This window comes from Pseudomonas sp. 34 E 7 (genome assembly GCF_900005715.1).
Lineage (GTDB): Bacteria > Pseudomonadota > Gammaproteobacteria > Pseudomonadales > Pseudomonadaceae > Aquipseudomonas > Aquipseudomonas orientalis_A.
Genome location: NZ_CVTX01000150.1, coordinates 37,812 through 63,073, shown reverse-complemented (window position 1 = coordinate 63,073; position 25,262 = coordinate 37,812). Strand labels below are relative to the sequence as shown.

General features: G+C 60.6%; 27 protein-coding genes. 9 read left to right on the top strand and 18 right to left on the bottom strand.

From position 1 onward, the window contains the following. Nucleotides 1–6 precede the first annotated feature (6 nt). From BFP96_RS17580 to BFP96_RS17540, 10 genes are all read right to left on the bottom strand, one after another. Complete coding sequence (locus tag BFP96_RS17580) at nucleotides 7–1,641, bottom strand: ATP-binding cassette domain-containing protein (RefSeq protein WP_065936674.1); 1,635 nt, start codon at nucleotides 1,639–1,641, stop codon at nucleotides 7–9. 125 nt (nucleotides 1,642–1,766) lie between these two features. Further along, on the bottom strand, nucleotides 1,767–2,816 hold the full coding sequence (locus tag BFP96_RS17575; RefSeq protein ID WP_065936673.1) for a DNA topoisomerase IB: 1,050 nt from the start codon (nucleotides 2,814–2,816) through the stop codon (nucleotides 1,767–1,769). Nucleotides 2,817–2,891: 75 nt separating this feature from the next. Beyond that, entirely contained in the window at nucleotides 2,892–3,971 is a 1,080-nt protein-coding gene (gene modC / locus BFP96_RS17570; RefSeq protein ID WP_065936672.1) for a molybdenum ABC transporter ATP-binding protein, read from the bottom strand. Between the two features lie 5 nt (nucleotides 3,972–3,976). Then, nucleotides 3,977–4,657 carry a molybdate ABC transporter permease subunit gene (modB, locus tag BFP96_RS17565; protein WP_065892172.1) on the bottom strand — a complete coding sequence of 227 codons (681 nt, stop codon included), beginning with the start codon at nucleotides 4,655–4,657 and terminating at the stop codon, nucleotides 3,977–3,979. Then, nucleotides 4,658–5,410 carry a molybdate ABC transporter substrate-binding protein gene (gene modA, locus BFP96_RS17560; RefSeq protein ID WP_065936671.1) on the bottom strand — a complete coding sequence of 251 codons (753 nt, stop codon included), beginning with the start codon at nucleotides 5,408–5,410 and terminating at the stop codon, nucleotides 4,658–4,660. It lies immediately after the preceding gene. 105 nt (nucleotides 5,411–5,515) lie between these two features. Beyond that, nucleotides 5,516–6,574 (bottom strand): NAD(P)H-dependent flavin oxidoreductase, encoded by a 1,059-nt coding sequence (locus BFP96_RS17555; RefSeq protein WP_065936670.1) that lies wholly within the window; start codon nucleotides 6,572–6,574, stop codon nucleotides 5,516–5,518. Between the two features lie 109 nt (nucleotides 6,575–6,683). Beyond that, complete coding sequence (ada, locus tag BFP96_RS17550; protein WP_065885674.1) at nucleotides 6,684–7,730, bottom strand: bifunctional DNA-binding transcriptional regulator/O6-methylguanine-DNA methyltransferase Ada; 1,047 nt, start codon at nucleotides 7,728–7,730, stop codon at nucleotides 6,684–6,686. A gap of 75 nt (nucleotides 7,731–7,805) precedes the next feature. Beyond that, a complete protein-coding gene (alkB, locus tag BFP96_RS17545; protein ID WP_065936669.1) occupies nucleotides 7,806–8,471 on the bottom strand; it encodes a DNA oxidative demethylase AlkB in 666 nt (221 codons plus the stop codon). 3 nt (nucleotides 8,472–8,474) lie between these two features. After that, complete coding sequence (locus tag BFP96_RS30905; protein WP_170876020.1) at nucleotides 8,475–8,639, bottom strand: hypothetical protein; 165 nt, start codon at nucleotides 8,637–8,639, stop codon at nucleotides 8,475–8,477. A 25-nt stretch (nucleotides 8,640–8,664) separates the two neighbouring features. Next, a complete protein-coding gene (locus BFP96_RS17540; protein ID WP_003173824.1) occupies nucleotides 8,665–8,967 on the bottom strand; it encodes a DUF1883 domain-containing protein in 303 nt (100 codons plus the stop codon). Between the two features lie 212 nt (nucleotides 8,968–9,179). Here BFP96_RS17540 and BFP96_RS17535 point away from each other — a divergent pair, with 212 nt between their 5' ends. Both BFP96_RS17535 and BFP96_RS17530 read left to right on the top strand, forming a co-directional pair. Further along, complete coding sequence (locus BFP96_RS17535; protein WP_065885676.1) at nucleotides 9,180–9,530, top strand: hypothetical protein; 351 nt, start codon at nucleotides 9,180–9,182, stop codon at nucleotides 9,528–9,530. A gap of 245 nt (nucleotides 9,531–9,775) precedes the next feature. Continuing rightward, complete coding sequence (locus BFP96_RS17530; protein WP_065885677.1) at nucleotides 9,776–10,006, top strand: hypothetical protein; 231 nt, start codon at nucleotides 9,776–9,778, stop codon at nucleotides 10,004–10,006. A gap of 9 nt (nucleotides 10,007–10,015) precedes the next feature. On the opposite strand, the gene BFP96_RS17525 is transcribed toward BFP96_RS17530, so the two are convergent. Together BFP96_RS17525 and BFP96_RS17520 are read right to left on the bottom strand one after the other, a co-directional pair. Beyond that, the gene (locus BFP96_RS17525) at nucleotides 10,016–10,297 is read right to left on the bottom strand and encodes a hypothetical protein (RefSeq protein WP_065885694.1); all 282 of its coding nucleotides are present in this window, start codon (nucleotides 10,295–10,297) and stop codon (nucleotides 10,016–10,018) included. A 162-nt stretch (nucleotides 10,298–10,459) separates the two neighbouring features. Then, nucleotides 10,460–10,645 carry a hypothetical protein gene (locus BFP96_RS17520; RefSeq protein ID WP_003173828.1) on the bottom strand — a complete coding sequence of 62 codons (186 nt, stop codon included), beginning with the start codon at nucleotides 10,643–10,645 and terminating at the stop codon, nucleotides 10,460–10,462. Nucleotides 10,646–10,944: 299 nt separating this feature from the next. Here BFP96_RS17520 and galU point away from each other — a divergent pair, with 299 nt between their 5' ends. Next, on the top strand, nucleotides 10,945–11,784 hold the full coding sequence (gene galU / locus BFP96_RS17515) for a UTP--glucose-1-phosphate uridylyltransferase GalU (RefSeq protein ID WP_003230743.1): 840 nt from the start codon (nucleotides 10,945–10,947) through the stop codon (nucleotides 11,782–11,784). 106 nt (nucleotides 11,785–11,890) lie between these two features. Then, entirely contained in the window at nucleotides 11,891–13,249 is a 1,359-nt protein-coding gene (gene gorA, locus BFP96_RS17510; RefSeq protein WP_065892179.1) for a glutathione-disulfide reductase, read from the top strand. Here the strand turns inward: gorA and BFP96_RS17505 are convergent, their stop codons facing one another. Then, a complete protein-coding gene (locus BFP96_RS17505) occupies nucleotides 13,250–14,257 on the bottom strand; it encodes a DNA-binding protein (protein ID WP_065936668.1) in 1,008 nt (335 codons plus the stop codon). Between the two features lie 171 nt (nucleotides 14,258–14,428). On the opposite strand from BFP96_RS17505, the gene BFP96_RS17500 reads away from it, so the two are divergent. From BFP96_RS17500 to ahpF, 3 genes are all read left to right on the top strand, one after another. Further along, nucleotides 14,429–15,361, top strand: coding sequence for a site-specific integrase (locus tag BFP96_RS17500; RefSeq protein ID WP_065936667.1), 933 nt, complete (start codon nucleotides 14,429–14,431; stop codon nucleotides 15,359–15,361). A gap of 145 nt (nucleotides 15,362–15,506) precedes the next feature. Further along, on the top strand, nucleotides 15,507–16,070 hold the full coding sequence (gene ahpC, locus BFP96_RS17495) for an alkyl hydroperoxide reductase subunit C (RefSeq protein ID WP_005788226.1): 564 nt from the start codon (nucleotides 15,507–15,509) through the stop codon (nucleotides 16,068–16,070). 122 nt (nucleotides 16,071–16,192) lie between these two features. Next, on the top strand, nucleotides 16,193–17,758 hold the full coding sequence (ahpF, locus tag BFP96_RS17490) for an alkyl hydroperoxide reductase subunit F (RefSeq protein ID WP_065936666.1): 1,566 nt from the start codon (nucleotides 16,193–16,195) through the stop codon (nucleotides 17,756–17,758). Between the two features lie 108 nt (nucleotides 17,759–17,866). Here the strand turns inward: ahpF and gloA are convergent, their stop codons facing one another. Further along, the gene (gene gloA / locus BFP96_RS17485) at nucleotides 17,867–18,388 is read right to left on the bottom strand and encodes a lactoylglutathione lyase (RefSeq protein ID WP_065892185.1); all 522 of its coding nucleotides are present in this window, start codon (nucleotides 18,386–18,388) and stop codon (nucleotides 17,867–17,869) included. 179 nt (nucleotides 18,389–18,567) lie between these two features. On the opposite strand from gloA, the gene BFP96_RS17480 reads away from it, so the two are divergent. Further along, nucleotides 18,568–19,098: a DUF4946 domain-containing protein gene (locus BFP96_RS17480; RefSeq protein WP_065892201.1), complete on the top strand. Its 531-nt coding sequence runs from the start codon at nucleotides 18,568–18,570 to the stop codon at nucleotides 19,096–19,098. A 102-nt stretch (nucleotides 19,099–19,200) separates the two neighbouring features. On the opposite strand, the gene BFP96_RS17475 is transcribed toward BFP96_RS17480, so the two are convergent. Both BFP96_RS17475 and BFP96_RS17470 read right to left on the bottom strand, forming a co-directional pair. Beyond that, on the bottom strand, nucleotides 19,201–19,566 hold the full coding sequence (locus BFP96_RS17475; RefSeq protein WP_065892186.1) for a histone-like nucleoid-structuring protein, MvaT/MvaU family: 366 nt from the start codon (nucleotides 19,564–19,566) through the stop codon (nucleotides 19,201–19,203). A 199-nt stretch (nucleotides 19,567–19,765) separates the two neighbouring features. After that, nucleotides 19,766–21,307 (bottom strand): EAL domain-containing protein, encoded by a 1,542-nt coding sequence (locus BFP96_RS17470; RefSeq protein WP_065936665.1) that lies wholly within the window; start codon nucleotides 21,305–21,307, stop codon nucleotides 19,766–19,768. Nucleotides 21,308–21,702: 395 nt separating this feature from the next. Here BFP96_RS17470 and hppD point away from each other — a divergent pair, with 395 nt between their 5' ends. Then, nucleotides 21,703–22,779, top strand: coding sequence for a 4-hydroxyphenylpyruvate dioxygenase (gene hppD / locus BFP96_RS17465; protein WP_065892196.1), 1,077 nt, complete (start codon nucleotides 21,703–21,705; stop codon nucleotides 22,777–22,779). Between the two features lie 47 nt (nucleotides 22,780–22,826). Here the strand turns inward: hppD and rarD are convergent, their stop codons facing one another. Both rarD and BFP96_RS17455 read right to left on the bottom strand, forming a co-directional pair. Then, complete coding sequence (gene rarD, locus BFP96_RS17460; protein WP_065897971.1) at nucleotides 22,827–23,708, bottom strand: EamA family transporter RarD; 882 nt, start codon at nucleotides 23,706–23,708, stop codon at nucleotides 22,827–22,829. Nucleotides 23,709–23,856: 148 nt separating this feature from the next. After that, a complete protein-coding gene (locus tag BFP96_RS17455; RefSeq protein WP_065892197.1) occupies nucleotides 23,857–24,867 on the bottom strand; it encodes an aldo/keto reductase in 1,011 nt (336 codons plus the stop codon). Nucleotides 24,868–25,262: the final 395 nt, after the last annotated feature.

Here is a 25,262-nt window from a genome sequence, read left to right as displayed (position 1 = left end):
ATCAGATCACACAGGCTCCAGGCGCCACCCGGTGCTGTACCAGCTCAAGTAATGGCTGGGTTGGATCGCCTGCAAGAACGCCTCGTCGTGGGACACCGCCATCAGCGCGCCAGTAACCCCCTGCAAGGCCTGTTCAAAGGCCATCACCGTCTCCAGGTCCAGGTGATTGGTCGGTTCGTCCAACAGCAACAGTTGCGCCGGTGCCCCGCGCCATAAAGCGATCGCCATCGCCGCTTTCAACCGCTCGCCACCGCTGAGTTGCCCGGCGGGTTGGGTCACGCGCCGGGCATCCAGCTGCTGCAAGGCCAAGCGTGTGCGCAGTTCAGCTTCCATCAGCGGCGTGTCGAGCAGGTTGAGCTGTTCGACGATACTGCGCTGGTCGTCCAGCAGCTTCAGGTGCTGGTCGATATAAGCGCAGGGCACCGTGACCGCGCAGGTGCCACTGACGGCGTGCCATTGCCCGGCAAGCAGCTTGAGCAAGCTGGATTTGCCGCAACCGTTCGGCCCACGCACTGCCACGCGCACCGGTCCGGTCAGGTCCAGGCTCAGGTAGGTCGAAGGTGCACGCGGGTCCAGCCAGGGCAACTGCGCCTGGTGCAGGCTGACCACCTGGCGACCGTTGGCCAGCGCCGAACCGGGCAGGGCGAGCAGGGTCGGCGTCTCGTCCACCACACGTGCGTAGGCCTGGCGCACCTGCGCGTCGAGGGTGTCTTTGTGATCGCGATGGGCGCTGCCCCGTGCGCTGACGATTTGCGTGGCCGCGCTCTTCCAGCGCGCCCTGGTAAAGCGGTCGACGTTGGCAATCTCTGCCTGTTTGCGTGAGCGCGCCGCGTGGCGCTGCAGGCTGTCATGGGCCTTTTGCAAGCGTTGACGTTCGCGGCTGCGCTGCTCGCGGGCGTATTCCCACGCTGCGGTAGCCGCCTGCTGTTGCGCGTCGCGTTGCTCAAGATAGGCGGCGTAGTTGCCGCCGTAAGCCTGCACACCGAGGGGCGACAGTTCGATGATCCGGCCCATGGTGTTAAGCAACTGCCGATCATGGCTGACCACCACCAGGCCACCGCGCCAGGCGGCCAATTGCTGCAGCAGCCAGGCCCGCCCGCCACTGTCGAGGTGGTTGCTGGGCTCATCGAGGATCAGCAACGGCGGCGCCGCGAGCAAAGCACCGATCAGCGCCACCCTGGCCAGTTGTCCTCCGCTGAGTTGATCGACCCGGGACGCGGCGCTGAGCGATGGCAACCCCGCCGTATCCAGGGCCGTGCGCAGACGTTCGGCCAGGTCCCAGCGCTCATCGATCAGCGCCAGGTCGCCGGCCACACCCACGCCCTGATGCATGCGTTCAAGGGCGGCCAGGCACTGGGCGGTACCGGTGAGGTCCGCGACGCTCGCGCCGGGTCGCACCACCACCGCCTGAGGCACGTACGCCACATGGGCCGGGGCCTTCAGCGTACCGGAGGTGGGCTGCAGGATGCCGGCCATCAATTGCGCCAGGATACTTTTGCCGCGCCCGTTGCGACCGACGATTCCGGTGGGGGCCCGGTCTATGGACAGATTGAGGTCTTCCAGCACGGTTTCGCCATTGGCGAACTGGAAACACAGGTGTTGCAGGGAAATCAATGCGGGCAGCCGGTTGACGTGAGTCATCAGCACCTCCAGGAAAATGTCGAACAGGCCAACAAGCGCGCCAGGCGGCTCGTTGCAGATGCATTTTTGGAAGGCTTAGTTGTTCACGTCGGCAATCATCCCGAGAGTCATAGGGGCTTTGGATGCTAACCCACCTTGGCGGGCTTGGGCAAGTCTGCGACCAGTTGCTCAAGGAACATCGCCAGGGCGACTTCTTCGGCCTTGAGGCCCTTGCGCACCCTTGGCTTGGGCAGCTTGGACAGCTCACCCAGGCTGAAATGCTCGAGCACCGCCGGGTGGATATAGCACTTGCGACACACCGCCGGCGTATTGCCCAGTTGCCGTGCGACGTCCTTGACCATCGCCACCACATGGCGCTTGGCGTCGGACTCCGGTTGCCACGCCAATTCGCGCAACACCGCCAGCGCCATGGCCGTGCCGGCCCAGGTGCGGTAGTCCTTGGCGGTGAAATCCTCGCCGGTCAGGCTGTGCAGGTACGCGTTGACGTCCTGGGAGCTGACGGTATGGCGCTCGCCGTTTTCGTCCAGGTACTGGAACAGGTTCTGCCCGGGCAGTTCCATGCACCGCTTGACCACACTGGCCAGGCGTCGGTCCTTGACGCTGATCTGATGCTCCACGCCGCTCTTGCCGCGAAACTGGAATTTTATCTCGCTGCCCTTGATGTCCACGTGACGGTTGCGCAGGGTGGTCAAACCGTAGGATTTGTTGTCGCGGGCGTACTGGGTATTGCCGACGCGGATCAGCGTGGCATCAAGCAACATCACCACCGTGGCCAGCACCTTGTCGCGGGTGAATCCGGGCTGGGCGATCTGTGCTTCCAATTGTTTGCGCAACTTGGGCAAGGCCGCGCCGAACGCCTGCAGACGTGCGTACTTGTCGCTGTCACGCACCTCGCGCCAGCGCGCATGGTAGCGGTACTGCTTGCGACCACGGGCGTCGCGGCCGGTGGCTTGCAGGTGACCACGCGGGTCGGCGCAGATCCACACATCGGTGTAGGCGGGCGGCACCGCCAGCGCATTCAGGCGCTTGATCTCATCGGCATCGGTGATGCGCTCGCCGTCGGGACGGAAATACTGGAACTTGCCGCGCAGCTTTTTGCGGCGAATGCCGGGTTGGCTGTCGTCAACATAGTGCAGGTCGCGGGGCAGATCGGCGGGCAGCGAAGAGTCGGGCATGGTGCGGGTTCCTTGGCAACGGATCAGGCCGGTATGTCTGATTGACCGCGTCGTCCTGCGGTCGTGCCAAATGGTTTAGGCGAGCACCGCCACCGCCTTGATGTGCGCCCACAGCACTTGCCCCGGCTGCACATTCAACTGGTCCCGCGAGAACCGCGTGATGCGTGCCAGCAACGGTGTGCCGGCGGCATTCAGGCGCACCAGTACATGGGCGTTGTTATCCGCTGCGACGTCCTGGATGACCGTCACCGGCAGGCGGTTGAGGATGCTGCTGTGCGCTTGCGCCTGGTGGCTGAGGCTTACGTCCCGTGCCTGAATCTTCACCCGCAACTGTGTGCCCAAAGCCATCGGCGTGTGGGCTACGCGTATCTGCAAGAGGCAATCGGGCAGTTGCAGGGTGAGCAACTGATAGTGCTCGTCGTAGGCAATCACGCGGCCAGTGACGACCACACCGGCATCGTCGCCCCGCGCCAGGGGCAGGTCGAGGCGCGCCAGGGTTTCGCCGATGGGGCCGCTGGCCAGGGCCTTGCCGTCGCCGAGCAGGACGAGGTGGTCGGCCAGGCGCGCCACTTCGTCCTGGGCATGGCTGACGTACAGCACCGGAATATCCAGTTCGTCGTGCAGGCGTTCGAGGTAAGGCAGGATTTCGTTTTTGCGCTGGCTGTCGAGGGCCGCCAGGGGTTCATCCATCAGCAGCAAGCGGGGACTGGTGAGCAGGGCGCGGGCGATGCCGACGCGCTGGCGTTCACCACCGGACAGGTGCTGCGGGTCGCGCGCAAGCAAGTGAGCGATACCCAGCAGCTCAGTGGCCTGGGCCATATCCACGCGCCGCTGCGCACGTGGGATGCGCTTGAGGCCGAACGCCAGATTGGCCTGCACCGACAGATGGGGAAACAGGCTCGCCTCCTGGAAGACGTAGCCCAGGGCGCGTTTGTGCGGCGGCACGAACACCCCGTTACGGCTGTCTTGCCAGACCTCGTCGTTGATCTGCACAACGCCGTCATCGGCGCGCTCCAGGCCGGCGATACAGCGCAGGCAGGTGGTCTTGCCGGAGCCGGAAGGGCCGAAAAGGGCGGTGACGCCACGGCCCGGCAATTGCAGCTCCACGTCCAGCGCAAAGCCTGTGTACTTCAGGTGCAGGCGTACCTCAATCATCGCGATCAGCTCCAGCCCATTTTGGTTTTACGGCTGGAGTAGAGTGCCAGCAATACAAGGAACGCGAACACCACCATCGCCCCGGCCAGCCAGTGGGCCTGGGCATATTCCATGGCTTCGACATGGTCGTAGATCTGCACCGAGACCACCCGGGTCTTGTCCGGGATATTGCCGCCGATCATCAGCACCACGCCGAACTCGCCGACGGTATGGGCGAAGCCGAGAATCGACGCGGTGATAAAACCTGGGCGAGCCAACGGCAGGATCACCGTGAAAAACGTATCCCACGGGCCCGCACGCAAGGTCGCCGCCACTTCCAGCGGGCGCGTGCCGATGGCCGAGAACGCGTTTTGCAACGGTTGCACCACGAAGGGCATGGAGTAGATCACCGAGCCGATCACCAGCCCGGCGAAGCTGAAAGTCAGAGTGCCCAGGCCCAGCCACTGGGTGAACTGGCCGACGTAGCCATTGGGCCCCATGGTCAACAGCAGATAGAAGCCGATGACCGTCGGCGGCAGCACCAACGGCAGTGCGACGATTGCGCCGATGGGGCCGCGCCACCAGGAACGGGTGCGCGACAGCCACAGGGCGATTGGCGTACCGATCAGCAGCAGGATCACCGTGGTCAGCGAGGCCAGTTTGACCGTCAACCAGATCGCGGAAAAATCAGCACTCGTGAGCGGCATTTACAGTTCATAACCGTAAGACTTGATTACCGCAGCGGCCTTCGGGCCTTTCAAATAATCGACCAGGGCCTTGGCGGCGGCGCTGTCCTTGCCTTTGGTGAGGATCACCGCGTCTTGTTTGATCGGGTCATGCAGGGACGACGGCACGATCCACGCCGAACCGCTGGACAACTTGCCATCCTTGTAAATCTGCGACAGCGCCACGAAGCCCAACTCGGCGTTGCCGGTGGACACGAACTGATAGGCCTGGGTGATGTTCTGGCCTTCGACGATTTTGTCCCTGACCTTGTCAGTCAGGCCTTCCTTGGCCAGCACCTGAGTGGCGGCCAGGCCGTACGGCGCGGCTTTCGGGTTGGCGATGGACAGGTGCTTGAACGCATTGCGCTTGAGCACTTCACCCTGGGCATCCACGTAGCCTTCTTTCGCCGACCACAGGGCCAGGGTGCCGACCGCGTAGGTGAAGCGCGAGCCCTTGACGGTATCGCCTTCGGCCTCGAGTTTTTGCGGGGTGGTGTCGTCGGCACTGAGGAACACCTGGAACGGCGCGCCATTCTTGATCTGGGTATAGAACTGCCCGGTGGCGCCGAAGGACGCGACCAGTTTGTGGCCGGTGTCTTTCTCGAAGTCGGCGGCAATCGCCTGGATCGGCGCGGTAAAGTTGGCGGCGACGGCCACTTGCACTTCATCGGCCTGCGCCGAACCCAGGGCGAAGACGGCAAGCAGGGGGGCCAGGCGCGCGGCGCGGATCATCATGAAGCAACTCCTTGAGGGTGTACGGCCGATTGCCGCTATGTACGAGAATATATAGCGGTTACCGGCTGCCGGTACAGTACGAAATTGCGCCACGTGCCGACAGGCCTAGCGCAGCCTGGCCAATGCCTGCTCGGCCAGGTCGCGGGTCAGGTCATACGTCGAGCGGTCGTGACCCAGACGCAAGGCCTGGCCCGCCCACAGGTTGCTGAAGCCGGCTTCGTCCCTGGCCTTCAGCGGCAGCAATGCGCCACCGGCCCGTGGAAAGGCAGGCGCGGCGGGGTTGATCGCGCCCAGCTCGCGCATCACGCGGTTGACAATGCCCCGTGCCGGGCGCCCGGTGAACAGGTTGGTGAGGGCCGTTTCGCTGGCCTGGGCATGGCGCAAGGCATGGTGGTGGGAAGCGCTGACGCTGGCTTCGGGGGTGAACAGGTACGCCGTGCCGATCTGCACCGCCGAGGCGCCCAAGGCAAACGCGGCGAGCATTCCGCGCGAATCCGCGATACCACCGGCCGCGATCACCGGCACGCTGACGGCGTCGACGACTTGCGGCAGCAGCGCCATCAAGCCGATCTGGCTGTTGAGGTCGTCACTGAGGAACATGCCGCGGTGGCCACCGGCCTCAAGGCCCATTGCGATAATCGCATCACAGCCGTGCTGTTCCAGCCAGATCGCTTCCTCGACCGTCGTCGCCGATGAAAGTACCTTGGCTCCGGTGGCTTTTACCCGGTCCAGCAAGGCTTTTTCCGGCAGGCCAAAGTGAAAGCTGACGACGTCGGGGCGAAAGGTTTCGATCACTTCACACGCCGCTTCATTGAAGGGCGCACGATTGGAGACCGGGGTCGGCGCATCAAAATCGGCGCTCAGCTCGCGGTAGTAGGGCTCCAGCAGCGCTTTCCAGCGCCGCTCGTGTTCCTCGTTCGCTGCGGGCGCCTGGTGGCAGAAGAAGTTGACATTGACCGGGCGGGTGCCGGCCTGGCGGATGGCGGTCAACGCCTCACGCAGTTGCTCGATGCTCAGCGCAGCGGCAGGCATGGAGCCCAGTGCGCCGGCCTGGCTGGCGGCAATCACCATGGCGGTGGTGGTCGCGCCCGCCATGGGGGCCTGGATGATGGGCAGGTCGATGCCCAGCAGGTCGAGAATGCGCGTGTCTGGCCAGGTGCTCATGGGGTGCGTCTCCAGCGTCAGTGAGGCTTTTCGCTGTTTTAACAGGCCCCTTGGCACCCGGCCACTCTGTTTTATTCACTGGACGAGGGCAGTGCTTTATGCAGCCGGGTCAGTCCGAGGTTTCCCGCGCCAGCAGCGTGCGCTTGCGCTCTACGCCCCAGCGGTAGCCGGACAGCGCGCCGTCGCTGCGCACCACGCGGTGGCAGGGGATTGCCACCGCCAAGTGGTTGGCGCCACAGGCCTGGGCCACTGCGCGAAATGCCGTGGGCGCGCCGATACGCTGGGCAATCTGCGCATAGCTGGCCGTGCTGCCCACCGGAATATCCCGCAGCGCCTGCCACACCCGTTCCTGGAAGGCCGTGCCGCGTAGATCCAGCGGCAAGTCCAGGCCCAGGGCGGGCGCTTCGATAAAGCCCACGACCTGGGCGATCAATTGTTCGAAATCCCGGTCCGCGCCGACCAGTTCGGCGTTGGGGAATTGGTCCTGCAGGTCGCGCACCAGCGTATCCGGATCGTCACCCAGCAAAATCGCACACACGCCGCGTTGACTCTGCGCCACCAGAATCGCCCCCAGCGAGCATTGGCCCACGGCAAAGCGAATCAGGTTGTTGGCACCGCCGGCCTTGTACTCCTGCGGCTTCATGCCCAGCACCTGGTCAGCCGCCGCGTAAAAGCGGCTGTTGGAATTGAAGCCGGCGTCGTACAGCGTATCGGTGACCGACTGCTGCGCCTTGAGCCCATCACGCACCTTGCGCGAGCGCAGGGCACCGGCGTAGCCCTTGGGGGTGAGGCCGGTGACGGCTTTGAACACGCGATGGAAATGGAACGAACTCAAGCCGGCCTGGCGGGCGAGTGCCTCCAGGCTGGGTGGTGTTTCGGCCTGTTCTATCTGGCGACACGCGTCGGCGACCAGCTTTGCATGGTGGGCGGCCAGTTGAGTCTGGTCGCCGGCGGCGCGGCGGCTGGGACGATAACCGGCAGCTTCGGCGTGTGCCGGGGTGTCGAAGAATTCGACATTTTCCGGACGCGGCAAACGTGAGGCGCTGCTGGGGCGGCAGTACACGCCGGTGGTTTTCACAGCGTAGACAAACAGTCCATCGGCTTTGGCATCGCGGGCAACGATGGCGGCCCAGCGTGGGTCTAGTGAGTGGTTCATGGCCTGCACTCTTGAGTGGTGATCGGCAGATTAACCCTACAGTTGGCGCTCGACACTCCGAAGCTTGCGGTCAAATCAGCCGGCGGTGCGAAAGGTCAGGTTGATGCGTTGAGGTCCCATGATCGGGTGCTCGCGTTGCTTGATCGGCATCACGCCATGGAAGCGCAGGCGATCCACCCCACCCCAGACCACCACATCACCGTGGAACAGCGAGACTTTTTGCGTCTTGTCACTGCGCTGATGGCCGCCGAACAGGAAAATCGCCGGCAAGCCGAGGGACACCGACACCACTGGCGCGTCATAGCGCTGCTCGTTCTTGTCCTGATGCAGCGACATTTTGGCGCCGGGTACGTAGCGGTTGATCAGGCAGGCATCCGGCGAGAAATCGCTGAAACCCGCCGCGTTTGCCGCCGAGATGGCCAATTCGCGCAGCGCGTCGGGCATTGCCGGCCAGGGTTGCTGGCTGCGCGGGTCGAGGGCGCTGTAGCGGTAGCCGCGGGTGTCGGTGGTCCAGCCCAGCGCGCCACAACTGCTCAGCGCGGCCGACATGGTAAAGCCGCCGGGCGTGACCATTTGCCGAAACGGCGACTGGGCCAGGACACGCCGCAATTCGGGCAACAAACGCTCAATCCAGGGCAGGGCGTAACCTCCCAGGACGTAAGACTCTTCGCCAATCTGTTCGCGCCTTGCCGGTTGCTGCAAGGCCTCATCGGCGAACAGGTCAGCGGTAGGCCCGGCCATGGCTTACAGCGCCTTGCTCACGTTGATGTCAGTAATCTCGTCGCTGGCATCGTGGATTTTCGCCAGGGCTTGCCGGGCCTGCTCGACGCTGTTGCTGGTCAATTGGGCAAATTCGAAGCGACGTTCGCCGTTGAGCTTGTACTTGATGACGTATTTGGTGGTGTTCACAGCTTTTTTCCTTACGGTGTTCAGGTCAGCTCAGCTTGGTGCTGGTGCGACGAACGATGCGAATCTTGTGGGACAGCGCCGGTTTGCGGGTAACGCTGATGGCGCGGCGCGTGACCACATCCAGGGTGATGTTCCAGAAACCGGTGCTGGGCGCGGTGATTTTCGCCGGGAATTTATCGAAGGCGCCACCGTGGTAGGTATGCCGGCCACCGTTCTTGAAACTGCGAAAATTCGCATCGCTCATTAGACGAATATTACAGGTCTGTGAGCATTCGATGACGACAATGTCTCCCTCGTTGAGGTGCTCACGCTGGTGGATGAATTTCATGGGGTGTCTCCAGAAGGGCTTTTTCTGAAAAATCAGAACGATACGTAGGTTAAGATGGAGTTTATCAGCCCCAGCGCGTTTATTATCGGGCCGTCGTCGACGACTTCGACAATTTAAAACAGTTATTTACCGAGTTTTTAGAGATAAATCCTACATTGGCGGGAGAAATTTCCTATGCCCGCTGTCGTAGGGTCTTTATCGGAGGTTTTAGTATGAAGTGGAGTGTGTTGGTGCTGGCCTTGGCAATCGCTGGGTGTGCTTCGGTTGCAGATATCAAGCAGACCCCACCCACGTTGGTGGTCATTTCCGGGAAAAAGCCGCAGGAGTATGCGGCGTGCGTCGTGCGCAAGTTGGAGGCGACACGTCGTCCGCCACAGATCGAACCGCATAAGGAAGGTATTCAAGTGATCGTGCCGCAGAAATTTTCGTCCGATCCATCAGCGATCTTCGAAATCGAGGACCGCTCCAGCGGCAGCAGCATCAAGCTCTATGAAAGCATGTCCAACGTGCCGATTCGGCCGGGCGACGTGAAAAAAGCCGGGGAGGATTGCATTTCCGGTTAAGCCAGGGCGTATGTCCACGAACTGAATCCGATGAGAACCCCACCCGGCAGGACGAGCCTCTTCGCGCCTGCCCGGTGGGGTTTTTTATGCGTTATTCGGTATTGAGGCTATAAAGCCGAGCGTGCTGATGAGAAGGCCCAATGGCGTGTCGATCGGCAGAGCATCCGTTAAACTGTCGGTCACTGCCTACAAGAATGCCGCTCAAACCCATCTGGGCAGCATCGCACCGCCTGGAATATCCCATTATGAAGCGAGAACACGTCAAAGCCCGCCATGCCGAAGGTCAGATCACGGCGACCCACGTCATCCAGAACCCTGCCGACCTGGGCGAGTGGATTGTCTTCTTCAAGAAAAGTGACGGCCGCAGTTACTTCCTGGTGGACGATCAGGATGAGGTCGAGTCATTCCCGCGCCTCGATGACTTGATCGAAACCCTGCGCGGCCTGGGGATCAAATTCGCCGAAGTTCACCTGTAACACCAAGGCTTACTTGCACACCACCACGACGCTGCGGCCTTTGAAATTGCCTACATCCTTGCCCAGGGTCTGCTCGCTTTCCTTGAGTGACGGAGTGCCGTCGGTGCCGACGATGCGGTAACCGGTGCCCGCGCAGGAGGCGTCGGCTTTCTCATAGCAACTGGCCCATGAATTGGCTTCGCCCGAGCAGTCGATGGTCAGGCCTTGTTCACCATTTTTCAGGTAAGTGTCGGAGGTGGTGGTGCAACCGGCCAGCGCCAATACCGCAGTGAGTGCCAGGATCTTGTTCATAGCCAGCATCTTGTTCATAGAGAGTCGTCTTCGAAGGTGTGGGGGAGAGCGCTGACACGGACGTGGGGCGTTGGCGGAAGATTATAGCGAACTGCCATCTAGGTACAGCCAAACACAAAAAAAGCCCCGCTCTGCGGGGCTTTTGCTGCAAGACCGCGTGGCTTACTTGCCCTTCGGCCGCTTGCTCGACGCGTGACCGGCTTCATCCACGAATACCTCAGCCACCGCAATCGCCATGCTTTCAGTCTCGAAAACGCCCGCGACGCTGTCGCCATGGAAGTTGATCAAGTGCCAACCGTCCGCACGCTGGGTGATCAGGTAGCCGTTTACGCCTTTGGGTTCTGACATCTAATTAGCAATCTCGTAAGCTGATTCAAGGGTGCAATGATAGCCGCAAATACCCCGCCGTTGCCCAAGTAATTCCAGCCCGGTGCCAGGCTTGGAAAAGCGTGCTACAAAGGATCAGGCCCTTTGGAAAATCAACACTTGAGCGCCGGCCAGCCTGCCGGTTGAAAGATCAGCGGAACTTACGCCGACATTTTTTCTCTATGATGACATCGCGGCGCCAGCAGGACCCATTGTAAGGTGACTGCGGCCTGATTAGACTGCGCCGAATTCCGTACGCACAGCCCTTTGTAAGGACTCATATGATCAAGAAATGCTTGTTCCCGGCAGCCGGTTACGGCACTCGCTTCCTGCCAGCGACCAAAGCCATGCCCAAAGAGATGCTGCCGGTGGTGAACAAGCCACTGATTCAGTACGGCGTCGAAGAGGCACTGGATGCCGGCTTGAATGAAATCTCCATCGTGACCGGCCGCGGTAAGCGCGCACTGGAAGACCACTTCGACATCAGCTATGAGTTGGAAAACCAGATCAAGGGCACCGACAAGGAAAAATACCTGGTTGGTATTCGCAAGCTGCTCGACGAGTGCTCGTTCTCCTACACCCGTCAGACCCAGATGAAAGGCCTCGGCCACGCCATCCTCACCGGTCGCCCGCTGATCGGTGACGAACCGTTTGCCGTGGTACTGGCCGATGACCTGTGCGTAAACCTGGAAGGCGACGGCGTGCTGACCCAGATGGTCAAGCTCTACCAGAAATACCGCTGCACCATCGTCGCCGTAATGGAAGTCAACCCGGCGGAAACCAACAAGTACGGCGTGATCGCCGGCGACGACATTGGTGATGGCCTGATCCGCGTGCGTGACATGGTCGAGAAGCCAGCGCCGGAAGATGCACCGTCGAACCTGGCGATCATCGGCCGCTACATCCTGACCCCGGACATCTTCAAGCTGATCGAAGAAACCGAGCCAGGCAAGGGCGGCGAGATCCAGATCACCGACGCCCTGCTCAAGCAGGCCAAAGATGGTTGCGTGATTGCCTACAAGTTCAAGGGCCAGCGTTTCGACTGCGGCGGCGCTGAAGGCTACATCGAGGCGACCAACTTCTGCTACGAGCACTTCTACAAGACTGGCAAGGCGTACTGATTTCACGCTTGCCGATCTGTTTCAACTGAAAGCCACCTTCGGGTGGCTTTTTCGTTTTTCAGCCCCATGTAAGTCAGTATGCTGGTGTCCTGCCGAGGAGAATGAAATGGCCTATGATTTTGACCTGTATGTAATTGGCGCCGGTTCCGGCGGTGTTCGCGCGGCGCGCTTTGCCGCAGGTTTTGGCGCCAAGGTGGCCGTGGCGGAAAGCCGCTACCTGGGCGGTACCTGTGTGAATGTCGGCTGCGTGCCGAAGAAGCTATTGGTGTACGGCGCACATTTTGCCGAGGACTTCGAACAGGCCAGCGGTTTTGGCTGGTCGTTGGGTGAGGCGAACTTTGACTGGGCGACCCTGATCGCCAACAAAGACCGGGAGATCAACCGTCTCAACGGTATCTATCGCAACCTGCTGGTCAACAGCGGTGTGACCCTGCACGAAGGGCATGCGCGCCTGGTGGATCCACACCAGGTGGAAATCAATGGCGAGCGCTTCACCGCCAAGCATGTCCTGATCGCCACGGGCGGCTGGCCGCAAATCCCCGACATTCCAGGCCGCGAACATGCCATTGGCTCCAACGAAGCGTTCTTTCTCAAAGAGCTGCCAAAGCGCGTACTGGTGGTAGGCGGTGGCTATATCGCCGTTGAGTTCGCGGGCATTTTCCATGGTTTGGGCGCGCAGACGTCGTTGCTGTATCGCGGTGACCTGTTCCTGCGCGGCTTCGATGGTTCGGTGCGCAAGCACTTGCAGGAAGAGCTGACCAAGCGCGGCCTGGACCTGCAGTTCAATGCCGACATCGAGCGCATCGACAAGCAAACCGATGGCAGTCTCAAGGCCACCTTGAAAGACGGTCGGGTGCTGGAAGCCGACTGCGTGTTCTACGCCACCGGCCGGCGCCCGATGCTGGACAACCTGGGCCTGGAAAATACCGGCGTCACCCTCGATGAGCGTGGCTTCGTCAGCGTGGACGAGCTGTATCAAACCAGCGAGCCGTCGATCCTGGCCATTGGCGATGTGATCGGCCGTGTCCAATTGACCCCGGTCGCCCTGGCCGAAGGCATGGCGGTGGCGCGTCGCCTGTTCAAGCCCGAGCAGTACCGTCCGGTGGATTACGCGATGATTCCGACGGCGGTGTTCAGCCTGCCGAATATCGGTACGGTGGGCCTTACGGAAGAGGAGGCGAAGAAGAACGGCCATAAGGTGCAGATCTTCGAGAGCCGTTTCCGGCCGATGAAGCTGACCCTGACGGACTGTCAGGAAAAGACCCTGATGAAGCTGGTGGTCGATGCCGACACCGACAAAGTGCTCGGCTGCCACATGGTCGGGCCCGATGCCGGCGAAATCGTGCAGGGCCTGGCGATCGCGCTCAAGGCCGGCGCGACCAAACAGCATTTCGACGAGACCATTGGCGTGCACCCGACGTCGGCGGAAGAGTTCGTCACCATGCGCACGCCTGTGGCGGACTGATCAGGTTTCGCCGGTTGCCTCTGGCGTCTTTGCAACGACGGCGGCCAGACGCAACGCCTCAATACTGGCCTGGGCCTTGAGAAGGTCCAGCTCCAGCGCCTTGTTGGCCTGCTGATGCTCAGTCAGCGCTGCATGGCGTGACTGGCTTTCCAGCAGCGCCACCCGCAGGCGCTCCTGAAGCAGTGTGCGCTCGCTGTCGACCTGGCTGATCTTCTCGTTCAGCTCGAGCTGCAAGGCCTGGTCTTTGCGCCGTTGCTCCTGCAATGCGTTCAGCTCCTTCGCGGTCACCCGGTGTTCGATCAACAAGCGTTCGTTGTCTCGATGCAATTGGGTGATTTCGTCCTGACGCACCAGCGCACTCTGCTGGGCCTGGCGCAGCTCGGCTTGTACCTGCTGCAACTGGCCTTCATGACGGCGCTGCTCCTGTTCACGCTGCTCCTTGACCGCATTGCGGTAATGCTCAAGGGCATCGCGGGCGTGCAGGTGCTTGTCTTCCAGTGAGCGAATCTGCTCGTCCTTGTCCTTGAGCCTCAGTTCGTAATCGCTGCACGCCTGGCTGAGCCCGGCGTTGCGCGTTTGCTCGGTCTGCAGGCTGGTGCCGGCGGTTTGCAGGGCGGCGCTTTCCTCGGCGAGGGCGGCGGCCTGGATGTCGAACTGCTGTTGCAGCTGATCATGGGCTCCTTGCAACGTTTCAAGCTGAGTGAGCAGGGCGCTTTTGTGCTGCTCAAACTGCGCCAGGGCGAGGTCGATGGGCTCTTGGGCCTTCTCTTTCAGGCGCTGGGCGAGCCGTGCCACCAATTCGCCAAGCTCCTCATCAATGGGGGCTTCGGTGATGGTCTGGCGGGTCTCGCTTTCGTCCAACTCCTTGAGGTAGCGGTGAATGGTGGTTTTCGAGCCGGTATTGCCCATTTCGATGCGCACGGCGTCGATGCTGGGGTTTTCGCCACGGGCGAGGATCGCCAGGCGTGCCGTCTGAACGACTGCTTTGTTTATGCCACCACGAGCCATGGGGTCTCCGTCGATTTCGTACTGTGGTACAGGGTATGTATTTACATACTATATCACAGCTAAAAACTGCTTTAAATTCATGATTTAACAGATGGGATATTGGCGTATTATCCCGTGTCATCAGCATTTTTAGCGTCGAACCAGGCGTTCGCAGTACGAATAGGCCCTGCCATGAGTGATCTTGATCGTTACCTCAACGCCGCGACCCGTGACAACACGCGCCGTAGCTATCGCGCGGCCATTGAGCATTTCGAGGTCAGTTGGGGTGGCTTCCTGCCCGCCACCAGCGACAGCGTGGCGCGCTACCTGGTTGCGCACGCGGGCGTGCTGGCCGTCAACACGCTGAAGTTGCGGCTCTCAGCACTGGCGCAGTGGCACACCAGCCAGGGGTTTGCCGATCCGACCAAGGCGCCGGTGGTGCGCAAGGTACTCAAGGGTATCCGCGCCGTGCACCCTGCGCGGGAGCGGCAGGCCGAGCCGTTGCAGCTCAAGCACCTGGAGCAGGTGGTGGCGTCGCTTGAGCGTGAAGCCAGCGAAGCCCGTGACAAGCAGGACCGGCCTGGGTGGCTGCGCGCCAAACGCGACACGGCGCTGATCCTGCTGGGGTTCTGGCGTGGCTTTCGCAGCGATGAGCTCTGTCGCTTGAGTGTCGAGCATGTCCAGGCGGTGCCGGGAGCCGGCATCAGCCTGTACTTGCCGCGCAGCAAAAGTGACCGCGACAACCTCGGCAAGACCTACCACACACCCGCACTGCTGCGCCTGTGCCCGGTACAGGCCTACAGCGAATGGCTCAGCGCCTCGGCACTGGTGCGCGGCCCGGTGTTTCGCGGGATCGATCGCTGGGGCAACCTGGGGGAGGAGGGGCTGCACCCCAACAGCGTGATTCCACTGCTGCGCCAGGCGCTTGCGCGCGCGGGCATCCCGGCCGAGCAGTACACCAGCCATTCCCTGCGACGCGGCTTCGCGACCTGGGCTCATCGCAGCGGCTGGGACCTGAAGTCGTTGATGAGTTACGTCGGCTGGAACGACATGAAATCGGCCATGCGCTATGTTGAAGCGACGCCTTTTCTCGGCATGACGCTGGCGACCCAGCCGCTGCTATGAGATTTCTTCTATTAATACAGTCATCTGATAGAGAAACCCAATCGTCAGCATCAGGTTTGCCAATGAGCCATCGTCACAGAGAGTGGGTAGGATTCACCCCATCAACTTGTTAAGCCCTTCTACAAACCCTGACGGAGAGTCAACGATGCCTATCATCAACAGCCAAGTAAAACCGTTCAAAGCCACCGCGTTCAAAAACGGCAGCTTCCTCGATGTGACCGACGCTGACCTGAAAGGCAAGTGGTCTGTGGTGTTCTTCTACCCAGCCGACTTCACCTTCGTTTGCCCAACCGAGCTGGAAGACCTGGCTGACAACTACGCCGAATTCCAGAAACTGGGCGTAGAAATCTACAGCGTGTCCACCGACACCCACTTTGCCCACGCTGCCTGGCACAACACTTCGCCAGCCATCGGCAAGATCCAGTACACCATGATCGGCGACCCGACCCTGACCATCTCGCGCAACTTCGACGTGCTGATCGAAGAAGCCGGTCTGGCGGACCGCGGTACGTTCGTGATCAACCCGGAAGGCCAGATCAAGATCGTTGAACTGAACGACGGCGGTGTTGGTCGTGACGCGTCCGAGCTGCTGCGCAAGATCAAGGCAGCCCAGTACGTTGCTGCCCACCCTGGCGAAGTGTGCCCAGCCAAGTGGAAAGAAGGCGAGGCCACCCTGGCACCGTCCCTGGACCTGGTCGGCAAGATCTAAGTCTGTGAAGTCTCAAGGGCGGGTATCCGCACCTACCCAGTAAGCTGCAACCGCCCTCAAAAACGCCCGGGCGAGATTCGCTCGGGCGTTTTTTTTACCCAGAATTAAAGGAAATCGCCCGTATGTTGGACGCCAATCTTAAAGCTCAGTTGAAGTCATACCTGGAGCGGGTTACCCAGCCGATCGAGATCGTCGCCTCCCTCGATGACGGCGCGAAATCCCAGGAAATGCTCGCTCTTTTGCAGGACGTAGCCAGCCTCTCCACGCTGATTACCCTGCACAGCGATGGCAATGATGCGCGCAAGCCGTCGTTCTCCATCAACCGCCCGGGTGCCGAGATCAGCCTGCGTTTCGCCGGCATCCCCATGGGCCATGAATTCACGTCCCTGGTGCTGGCCCTGCTGCAAGTCGGTGGCCACCCATCCAAGGCCAGTGTCGAAGTGATTGAACAGATCCGTGCCTTGAAAGGCGAGTTCAGCTTCGAGACTTACTTTTCGCTGTCGTGCCAGAACTGCCCGGACGTGGTCCAGGCGCTGAACCTGATGGCCGTGCTCAACCCCAGCATCCGCCACGTAGCCATCGACGGCGCGCTGTTCCAGGCTGAAGTCGATGAGCGCCAGATCATGGCGGTGCCCAGTGTCTACCTCAACGGTGTGAACTTCGGCCAGGGCCGCATGGGCCTGGAGGAAATCCTCGCCAAGCTCGACACCAGCGGTATCGAAAAGGCCGCCGAGAAAATCAGCGCCAAGGATGCCTTTGATGTATTGGTCGTCGGCGGTGGCCCGGCCGGTTCATCGGCTGCGATCTACGCTGCCCGCAAAGGCATTCGTACGGGTGTGGCCGCCGAGCGTTTTGGTGGTCAGGTACTGGACACCATGTCCATCGAGAACTTTATCTCGGTACAGGAAACCGAAGGCCCGAAACTGGCCGGTGCCCTGGAAGCCCATGTACGCCAGTACGACGTCGACATCATGAACCTGCAGCGTGCCAGCAGCCTGGTGCCGGCGAAAAACGCCGGTGAGTTGCACGAAATCCGCTTCGAAAGCGGTGCGACGCTCAAGTCCAAAACCGTGATCCTGGCCACTGGTGCGCGCTGGCGTGAAATGGGCGTGCCGGGCGAGCAGCAATACAAGGCCAAGGGCGTGTGCTTCTGCCCGCATTGCGATGGCCCGCTGTTCAAGGGCAAGCGCGTAGCGGTGATTGGTGGCGGTAACTCAGGCGTCGAAGCCGCCATCGACCTGGCCGGTATTGTCAGCCATGTCACGTTGCTGGAGTTCGACAGCAAGCTGCGCGCCGACGCTGTGTTGCAGCGCAAGCTGTACAGCCTGCCGAACGTCGACGTAATCACCAGCGCATTGACCAGTGAAGTCAAAGGCGATGGTCAGAAAGTCACCGGTCTTGCCTACAAGGATCGCGACAGCGGCGAGTTCAAGACCCTCGACCTGGAAGGCATCTTTGTGCAAATCGGTCTGTTGCCCAACACCGACTGGCTCAAAGGCACTGTGGAACTGACGCCTCGCGGCGAGATCATCGTCGATGCACGTGGCGAGACCTCATTGCCGGGTGTATTTGCCGCCGGTGACGTGACGACTGTGCCGTACAAGCAGATCGTGATTGCCGTGGGCGAGGGCGCCAAGGCTTCCCTGAGTGCGTTCGACCACCTGATCCGCACGTCCGCCCCTGCGTAAAATCCGAAGCGCAAATAAAAAACCCCATGAGTGATCATGGGGTTTTCTCGTTCTCGTTCCCACGCTCCGCGTGGGAATGCCTACCGTGACGCTCTGCGTCACACGGCGTTACATCGGTGCTGGCTGAATGATTTCAACCCAGTACGCATCCGGGTCCTTGATAAAGGCCAGGCTTTTCATGCGGCCATCGCTCAGGCGCTTCTGGAAATCGCAGCCCAGGGCTTCGAAGCGTTCGCACGCCGCAACGATGTCCGGCACCGAGATGCAAATGTGGCCAAACCCACGAGGGTCGGTGTTGCCGTTGTGGTAGGCGAAATCGGCATCGTTTTCGGTGCCGTGGTTGTGGGTCAGTTCCAGAATGCCAGGGATCGACTTCATCCACTGGGTGCGCTCAGCCGCGTCAGCCGGGATCTGGGCTTTGTCCACCAGGGCGAGGAAATACAGGCTGAATTCGGCTTCCGGGAAATCGCGTTTTTCAACCAGGGAAAAACCCAGTACGCGGGTGTAGAAATCCAGCGACTTGGTGATGTCCTTGACCCGCAGCATGGTGTGGTTGAACACGAAGTTCGCGGTGGCGGTATCAGGTTGGGCAGTAACGCCGGGGAAAGTGTTCAGTTCGTGCAGGCTCATGGGCCCTCCAGAAAAAAATGGGGCAATGCGGTCCCTTGGCTTGCGGCAAGCATCCGTGCAGATGGGCCATGATACGCAAGGCTTGCCGGTCACGCCAAATGAAAAAGCTGACGCAACCCTTGCGAGCTGTGGGTCCGGGGCCGCAAACTTTGGCGCTGGAACCCTGGATGCTTTTTGCAATGATCGAGTTTCGTAAACCGCTGTTGAGTACCGTGTGTCTACTGCTGGCGAGCCCGCTCGTATGGGCGACCGACCCCGAGATCCATTGGCCTAGCGGTTGGCAGGTGGAGGAAGTTGAACCCGACGCCGCCGGAAAGAGCCAGGCCGTGACGCGTCAACGTGCGATCAAGAATGACGAAAATGGCCAGACCTTGATGGTGATGGAGTTGACCGGTACGCCAATTGAGGCCGGGCACCAAGTCAATCTTCAAGGCGTGTTGCTGGAGATGCGCAAGTCCATTCAAAAAGATTTTGCCCAGGGTGGTTATCAAAGCGTGTGCACCAAAATGCACGCCGCTACATTGAGCCGCCTTGATGCGCTGGAAACTACCTGTGTGATTACCGAGAACGGTCGGCATGTGCTATCGCAGACACTAGTGGGCGCGGTGGATAAGGAAAAGGCCTACGTGTTTTCATATGCGGGCCAGGCGCAAGCGTATGAGGCCAGTCAGGATGAAGTCAATTCAGTACGTGACAGCCTGAAACTTTGAATGGGTGTATGCGAAAGAAAGTGAACTTTAATTTAAGTTCGCTTGCGAACCTGAAAACGAAAAAGCCCCGCGTGAGCGGGGCTTTCTATTAGTGCATGTTAATCAACCGCGAAGCCAGGAATCTACAGTGGCAGCGCCGTGCTCTTCTTTCCAGGCTTTCAGGCCGCGATGGTTGCCGCCTTTGGTCTCGATCAGCTCACCGGTGTGCGGGTTCTGATAGACCTTGACCACGCGGGCGCGGCGCTGTTTCGGTGCGGCCGCAGGCGTGGCGCCGCGCTTGGCCGGGTTTGGATCAAGGATGGAGATCACATCGCGCAGGCTCTTGTCGTAGCTGCCCATCAGTTTTTTAAGTTTTTCTTCAAATTCGATTTCTTTCTTCAGCCCGGCGTCGTTCTTCAGGGATTCCAGCTGGGCAAGCTGCTCTTGAAGGGCTTTTTCTGCTGCGCGAAATTCGGCGAGTCTGGACAAAATCTGTACTCCAATAGTGTAGTTAGCTGATATCTACTGCGAAGAAAGCCTTAAGCCAAGAGGGTTAAGCTAACTCAAACGAAAACACCTGACTGTGAGTGTATCGCCGGCAAGAAAAATTGTAGTAGTTAATCCACTTCGAGTAAATCATGTCTTTTGTCTAAATAACGTGCTGGCCGTGAAGGCAGTCGGTGACTGTTCACTGACGGGTCACCGACTTAATGAATTCATCGCCGGGTAATGGACGCCCGAACAGGTAGCCTTGCAGGAAGTCCACGCCTTTTGCGACGAGGTAATCACACTGTTGCGCTGTTTCCACACCCTCAGCCACGATGCCCAGGTCGAGTTTGACGGACAGTTCGATGATGCTGTCCAGAATATGCCGTGAGAGGGCATCCGCACCGATCATGGCGACAAAGCTTTGATCGATCTTCAAGTAGTCCACATTGAAGTGACGCAAGTAGCCCAGGCTGGAATGCCCGGTGCCGAAGTCATCTATGGCGATCATCACGCCCAACTGGTGCAGCGCGTCGAACAAGCGCCGTGTGATGTCGGTGGGCTCGATCAACTCACGCTCGGTCAGTTCCAGTACCAGGGTTATCTGGCCGGGCGGGAAGGCCGCAAGGAACGCTCGGCAGTCGTCCACCAGCGCCAGGTCCTGGCAATGACGCGCGGTGATGTTCACGCCGATATGAAACCCCGGGCTGAAGCGCTCGGCGTGCGGCGCCAGTTGCGCGGCCGTCTGGCGCAGCAGGGCGCGTGTCATGGGCACGATCAGCCCGGAGTGCTCGGCCAGGGGAATGAACAGGTCCGGTCGCACCAGGCCTTCCTTTGGGTGTTGCCAGCGCATCAGCACCTCGCAACCGGCCCATTGGCGTGTGTCGCCGCGCACCACCGGTTGAAAATACGGGATGAACTCATCGGCGCCCATAGCACGTTGCAACTCGTGGGTAGGCGCCGAAGAGCGCTTTTGCAGCCAATGGGCAAGGAGGCCGGCCAGCACACCAAAAAACACCACCAGGCTGAACACGGCCGGATAGCGCGCCTGCATGTAACGCCAGACCTCGCCCTCGGGCATGCCCGCGTCGACGCTGTATTGATAGCGGTTGGAGGCCAGGAAGTGAGGGGCTATGGCAAACTTCGGCGGCGCGTCGGTATGGACCTTGCCGTCGGCGTCCAGCCAGTTGGGGCCCACCTTTAACACCAGGGAGGCGTAGCGGCTGATCAGGCGCAGGGCATTGGTGAGGTGGTAACCGTCAATCGAGGCAAACGCGCCTCGATCACCGTCGACCAACCGGTACACCAGCAGTGCGGTATCCGGCGTGACGGGGTTGCCGTTCATCAACCACAAACGCCCGCCGACGTAGTCGTCCGGGTTGACCGGCGAGTTATGCCGGCTGCCGAACAATGAACTGCAATAAATCTTTTTCTGCCAGGACAAGGTGGTAGCGCGCACGAACGGCCGGCGGGTGACCTGTTCACGCAGTGCCAGCGTTGCCGCGTTGTCACACGGCAAGCCGGCCAGCGGCAACAGGTCCTGGGCGGCGAGGGCGGTGTTGTCGAGCATCAAGTCGAACTGACGCACCGCTTCCCTGGCCGTTTGCGCAGTGCTTTGTTCAAGCGTGCGCTCGGCTTGCCAATAAAGAATCACGACCCCCAATAAAACGGGGAGCAGGCCGCAGACGATGCTCAGGCAATAACGGGCAACTCGGCTTCGTGGGCCTTGGGATGTAAAGGGCATAGAGGAGCGGCCGTGCAAAAAAAAGAAGGGGACAATGCCGATGATAGATGGCATTCACACAAGTCGCTCAGCAAAACGTAACAGCGTCTGCCCGGGTGACAAAGCCCTTGCGCGCGGCAAGGCAATGGGGATTTGATAAGCGTACGGGCAAATAGAGCGCGGACAAAAAGTGTTACGCTGTGTAGAATCGATTTACGCATACAAGAATATGGACTTGCGCTCACGCAAGCCTCGCCGTCAGAGACTGATGACACCATGAAGCAACTCGGTTCTCCCCTGATTTTTGGTGACTTCCTCGCCCGCAGTGTGCGAGGCCTTTCCTGTGCGCCCCCCGCCGACCTCATCCTTGCCGGTAAATAACCAGTTGTTAATCCAAGCATGATGAGGCACCCGACATGACCGACCAATACGAAAACCCGATGGGCCTGATGGGCTTTGAATTCATTGAGTTCGCATCGCCGACCCCGGGCATCCTGGAGCCGATCTTCGAGATCATGGGCTTCACCAAGGTGGCGACCCACCGTTCCAAGGACGTGCAGCTGTTTCGCCAGGGCGAGATCAACCTGATCCTCAATAACGAGCCCAACAGTCTGGCCTCCTACTTCGCCGCCGAACACGGCCCGTCGGTGTGCGGCATGGCGTTTCGGGTGAAGAACTCGCAGCAGGCCTACCAGCGCGCCCTCGAACTGGGGGCCCAGCCGATTCATATCGAAACCGGTCCGATGGAGCTGAACCTGCCGGCGATCAAAGGCATCGGCGGTGCGCCGCTGTACCTGATCGACCGGTTTGGCGAGGGCAGCTCGATCTATGACATCGACTTCGTCTACCTCGAAGGCGTAGACCGCAACCCGCAAGGCGCCGGCCTCAAGGTCATCGATCACCTGACCCACAACGTCTATCGTGGCCGCATGGTCTACTGGGCCAATTTCTACGAAAAACTGTTCAACTTCCGTGAAGCGCGCTACTTCGACATCAAGGGTGAGTACACCGGCCTGACGTCCAAGGCCATGAGCGCGCCGGATGGCATGATCCGCATCCCGTTGAACGAAGAATCGTCCAAGGGCGCAGGCCAGATCGAAGAGTTCCTGATGCAGTTCAACGGCGAGGGCATCCAGCACGTGGCGTTTCTCACCGATGACCTGGTCTCGACCTGGGACGCGTTGAAGAAGATCGGCATGCGCTTCATGACCGCGCCGCCGGACACTTACTACGAAATGCTCGAAGGCCGCCTGCCCAACCACGGCGAACCGGTGGACCAGCTGCAGGCCCGCGGCATTTTGCTGGACGGCTCGTCGATCGAAGGCGACAAGCGCCTGTTGCTGCAGATTTTCTCGGAAACTCTGATGGGCCCGGTGTTCTTCGAGTTCATCCAGCGCAAAGGCGACGATGGGTTCGGCGAAGGCAACTTCAAGGCGTTGTTCGAGTCGATCGAGCGCGATCAGGTGCGTCGCGGTGTGTTGACCGCCGACTAGGCAAAAAATAAAGCCCGGCTTCGGCCGGGCTTTATTTTGCCTGGGATTCAGGCTCTGCGCTGACGCACCAGGTGCTTGAAACCTTCATACATCAGCACCATCACCGCCAGCCAGATCGGGATATAGGTCAGCCATTGCCCGCCCTTGATGCCTTCACCCAGCAGTAGCGCTACGGCGAGCAACAACACCGGCTCCACATAACTGAGCAGGCCGAACAGGCTGAAGGCCAGCAATCGGCTGGCGATGATGTAGCTCACCAGCGCCGAAGCACTGATCAAGCCCAGCATGGGAATCAACGCGTACAACTTCGGCTGCGCATCCAGTACCGCGAAACCCTGCTCGCCGCTTTGTACAAACCACCAGGCCACCGGCAACATCAGCGCCATGTCCAGCCACAGGCCGCCCAGATGGTCGGTGCCCAGGTACTTGCGCACCACGAAGTACACCGGGTAACCGATGATCACCACCAGCGTTGCCCAGGAAAACCCGCCAGCCTGATACAACTCGTTGAGCACGCCCAGCGTGGCAAACACCACGGCGATCTGCTGCAAGCGCGACAACTGCTCGCCGTAGACCAGCCGTCCGGTCAGTACCATGGTCAGCGGCAACAGGAAATACCCCACCGACACGTCCAGGCTGCGCCCATTGAGCGGCGCCCACATGAACAGCCATAACTGCACGCCGAGCAGCGCGGAGGACCCCAGCACGCCGCCGATCAAGCGCGGCCTGGTTGCCAACATGCGCAGCAACTCCCACGCCCGTCGCCATTCGCCGCTGACCACCATGAAGACGGTCATGCAGGGCACGGTCAGCAACATGCGCCAGCCGAAAATTTCCAGGCCACTCAGGGGGGTGAGCAGCGACGTAAAGTAATACATCACGGCAAACAACACCGAGGCCGATACCGATAACACAACACCTTTAGACACGCAGTCCTCGCGAAAGCCGATTTGAGATAAACAGGAAGAATCGAGAGGCAGATTATGGTGCTTTTGGTGGCTCAGGTGCGCTGATTTGGGGCAAAAGGCGGAAAAAGGTTGAAAATGGTCGTTTTACACGCTTGGGCTCAAGGGTTGTCTATGAGCGCACCGTACGACCCGAGACAAAGTGACTCACATCATTGAACCCCGGCGTGGACGAGTGCCCAGGGGTTACCAGCGAATCGATGAATGCTTCATCTTCCGCGCTGATCTTCACCTCAAGTGCGCCGGTATAGGCATCCCACTGCGCCTCGGTGCGCGGGCCGACAATCGTCGAGCTCACCGCTGCGCTATTGAGCACCCAGGCAATCGCAAACTCGACCATGCCCACGCCACGCCCCTGGGTGTATTGCTGGATCTGCTGGGCGATGCGCAGCGATTCGACGCGCCATTCGGTTTCCAGGATGCGTTTGTCCTGGCGTGCAGCGCGGCTGCCAGGCTCGGGTGTCAGGTCCGGCGCGTACTTGCCGCTGAGCACGCCCCGCGCCAGCGGGCTGTACGGCACCACCCCCAGGCCATAAGCGGCAGCGGCGGTGATCTGCTCGACTTCGGCCTGGCGATTGACGATGTTGTACAACGGCTGACTGATGATCGGCCGGTCAACGCCCAGGCGTTCGGCCACGCGTATAACCTCGGCAATACGCCAGCCGCGGTAGTTGGACAACCCCCAGTGGCGAACCTTGCCCTGGCGAATAAGGTCGCCGATCGCTGATACCGTGACCTCCAGCGGAGTGTCGGGGTCCTCGCGGTGCAGGTAGTAGATGTCCAGGTAGTCGGTGTCCAGGCGGCCCAGGCTGGCCTCCAGCGCGTTGAACATACGCTTGCGGCTCAGCCCGTTGCGGTTGGGCATGCCATCCGCCGGGCCCATCCCGACCTTGGACGCCACCACCCAGTCCTGTCGGTTGCGCGCGATGGCCTCGCCGACGATTTCCTCGGAGCGTCCGCCGGTGTAGACGTCGGCGGTGTCGATAAAGTTGATGCCTTGATCCCAGGCCTTATCGATGATGCGCAGCGAGTCTTCAGTGTTGGTCTGTTCGCCAAACATCATGGTGCCCAGCGTCAGGGCGCTGACCTTTAATCCGGACTGGCCCAATGTGCGGTAAATCATGCAGAGCTCCTCATGGCAGGCAAACGTGTGTCATGCAATACCAGACACGAGCGCTTTGGAACAAGCGCTGTGTGTGTTTTTTCATGCACTCAGCAGTGGCTGGCAGCGCTTCTGTAAAAACCGCTGCGGCATTTTCATCCGTTCCGAGACTGGCAGGCGGTGGGGACACTTCAGGTTGAACGGCGCCGGCTGACGGATGCTTCACAATCCAAATGTGGGAGGGGGCTTGCTCCCGATGGCGGCCTCTGGGCCGACCAGGATTTTGTGTCGATCCTGGCCCAAATGTGGGAGGGGGCTTGCTCCCGATGGCGGCCTCTGGGCCGACCAGGATGTTGGATCAGATCGAGTACATATCCGTTTCTGCGGTAACGGCCACTTAGGGTTCCGCCCTGACG

Coding starts and splice junctions, on each gene's coding strand:
- BFP96_RS17580 (WP_065936674.1), bottom strand. CDS start 1,641: ATGACTCACGTCAACCGGCTGCCCGCATTGATTTCCCTGCAACACCTG.
- BFP96_RS17575 (WP_065936673.1), bottom strand. CDS start 2,816: ATGCCCGACTCTTCGCTGCCCGCCGATCTGCCCCGCGACCTGCACTAT.
- modC (WP_065936672.1), bottom strand. CDS start 3,971: ATGATTGAGGTACGCCTGCACCTGAAGTACACAGGCTTTGCGCTGGAC.
- modB (WP_065892172.1), bottom strand. CDS start 4,657: ATGCCGCTCACGAGTGCTGATTTTTCCGCGATCTGGTTGACGGTCAAA.
- modA (WP_065936671.1), bottom strand. CDS start 5,410: ATGATGATCCGCGCCGCGCGCCTGGCCCCCCTGCTTGCCGTCTTCGCC.
- BFP96_RS17555 (WP_065936670.1), bottom strand. CDS start 6,574: ATGAGCACCTGGCCAGACACGCGCATTCTCGACCTGCTGGGCATCGAC.
- ada (WP_065885674.1), bottom strand. CDS start 7,730: ATGAACCACTCACTAGACCCACGCTGGGCCGCCATCGTTGCCCGCGAT.
- alkB (WP_065936669.1), bottom strand. CDS start 8,471: ATGGCCGGGCCTACCGCTGACCTGTTCGCCGATGAGGCCTTGCAGCAA.
- BFP96_RS17540 (WP_003173824.1), bottom strand. CDS start 8,967: ATGAAATTCATCCACCAGCGTGAGCACCTCAACGAGGGAGACATTGTC.
- BFP96_RS17535 (WP_065885676.1), top strand. CDS start 9,180: ATGAAGTGGAGTGTGTTGGTGCTGGCCTTGGCAATCGCTGGGTGTGCT.
- BFP96_RS17530 (WP_065885677.1), top strand. CDS start 9,776: ATGAAGCGAGAACACGTCAAAGCCCGCCATGCCGAAGGTCAGATCACG.
- BFP96_RS17525 (WP_065885694.1), bottom strand. CDS start 10,297: ATGAACAAGATCCTGGCACTCACTGCGGTATTGGCGCTGGCCGGTTGC.
- BFP96_RS17520 (WP_003173828.1), bottom strand. CDS start 10,645: ATGTCAGAACCCAAAGGCGTAAACGGCTACCTGATCACCCAGCGTGCG.
- galU (WP_003230743.1), top strand. CDS start 10,945: ATGATCAAGAAATGCTTGTTCCCGGCAGCCGGTTACGGCACTCGCTTC.
- gorA (WP_065892179.1), top strand. CDS start 11,891: ATGGCCTATGATTTTGACCTGTATGTAATTGGCGCCGGTTCCGGCGGT.
- BFP96_RS17505 (WP_065936668.1), bottom strand. CDS start 14,257: ATGGCTCGTGGTGGCATAAACAAAGCAGTCGTTCAGACGGCACGCCTG.
- BFP96_RS17500 (WP_065936667.1), top strand. CDS start 14,429: ATGAGTGATCTTGATCGTTACCTCAACGCCGCGACCCGTGACAACACG.
- ahpC (WP_005788226.1), top strand. CDS start 15,507: ATGCCTATCATCAACAGCCAAGTAAAACCGTTCAAAGCCACCGCGTTC.
- ahpF (WP_065936666.1), top strand. CDS start 16,193: ATGTTGGACGCCAATCTTAAAGCTCAGTTGAAGTCATACCTGGAGCGG.
- gloA (WP_065892185.1), bottom strand. CDS start 18,388: ATGAGCCTGCACGAACTGAACACTTTCCCCGGCGTTACTGCCCAACCT.
- BFP96_RS17480 (WP_065892201.1), top strand. CDS start 18,568: ATGATCGAGTTTCGTAAACCGCTGTTGAGTACCGTGTGTCTACTGCTG.
- BFP96_RS17470 (WP_065936665.1), bottom strand. CDS start 21,307: ATGCCCTTTACATCCCAAGGCCCACGAAGCCGAGTTGCCCGTTATTGC.
- hppD (WP_065892196.1), top strand. CDS start 21,703: ATGACCGACCAATACGAAAACCCGATGGGCCTGATGGGCTTTGAATTC.
- BFP96_RS17455 (WP_065892197.1), bottom strand. CDS start 24,867: ATGATTTACCGCACATTGGGCCAGTCCGGATTAAAGGTCAGCGCCCTG.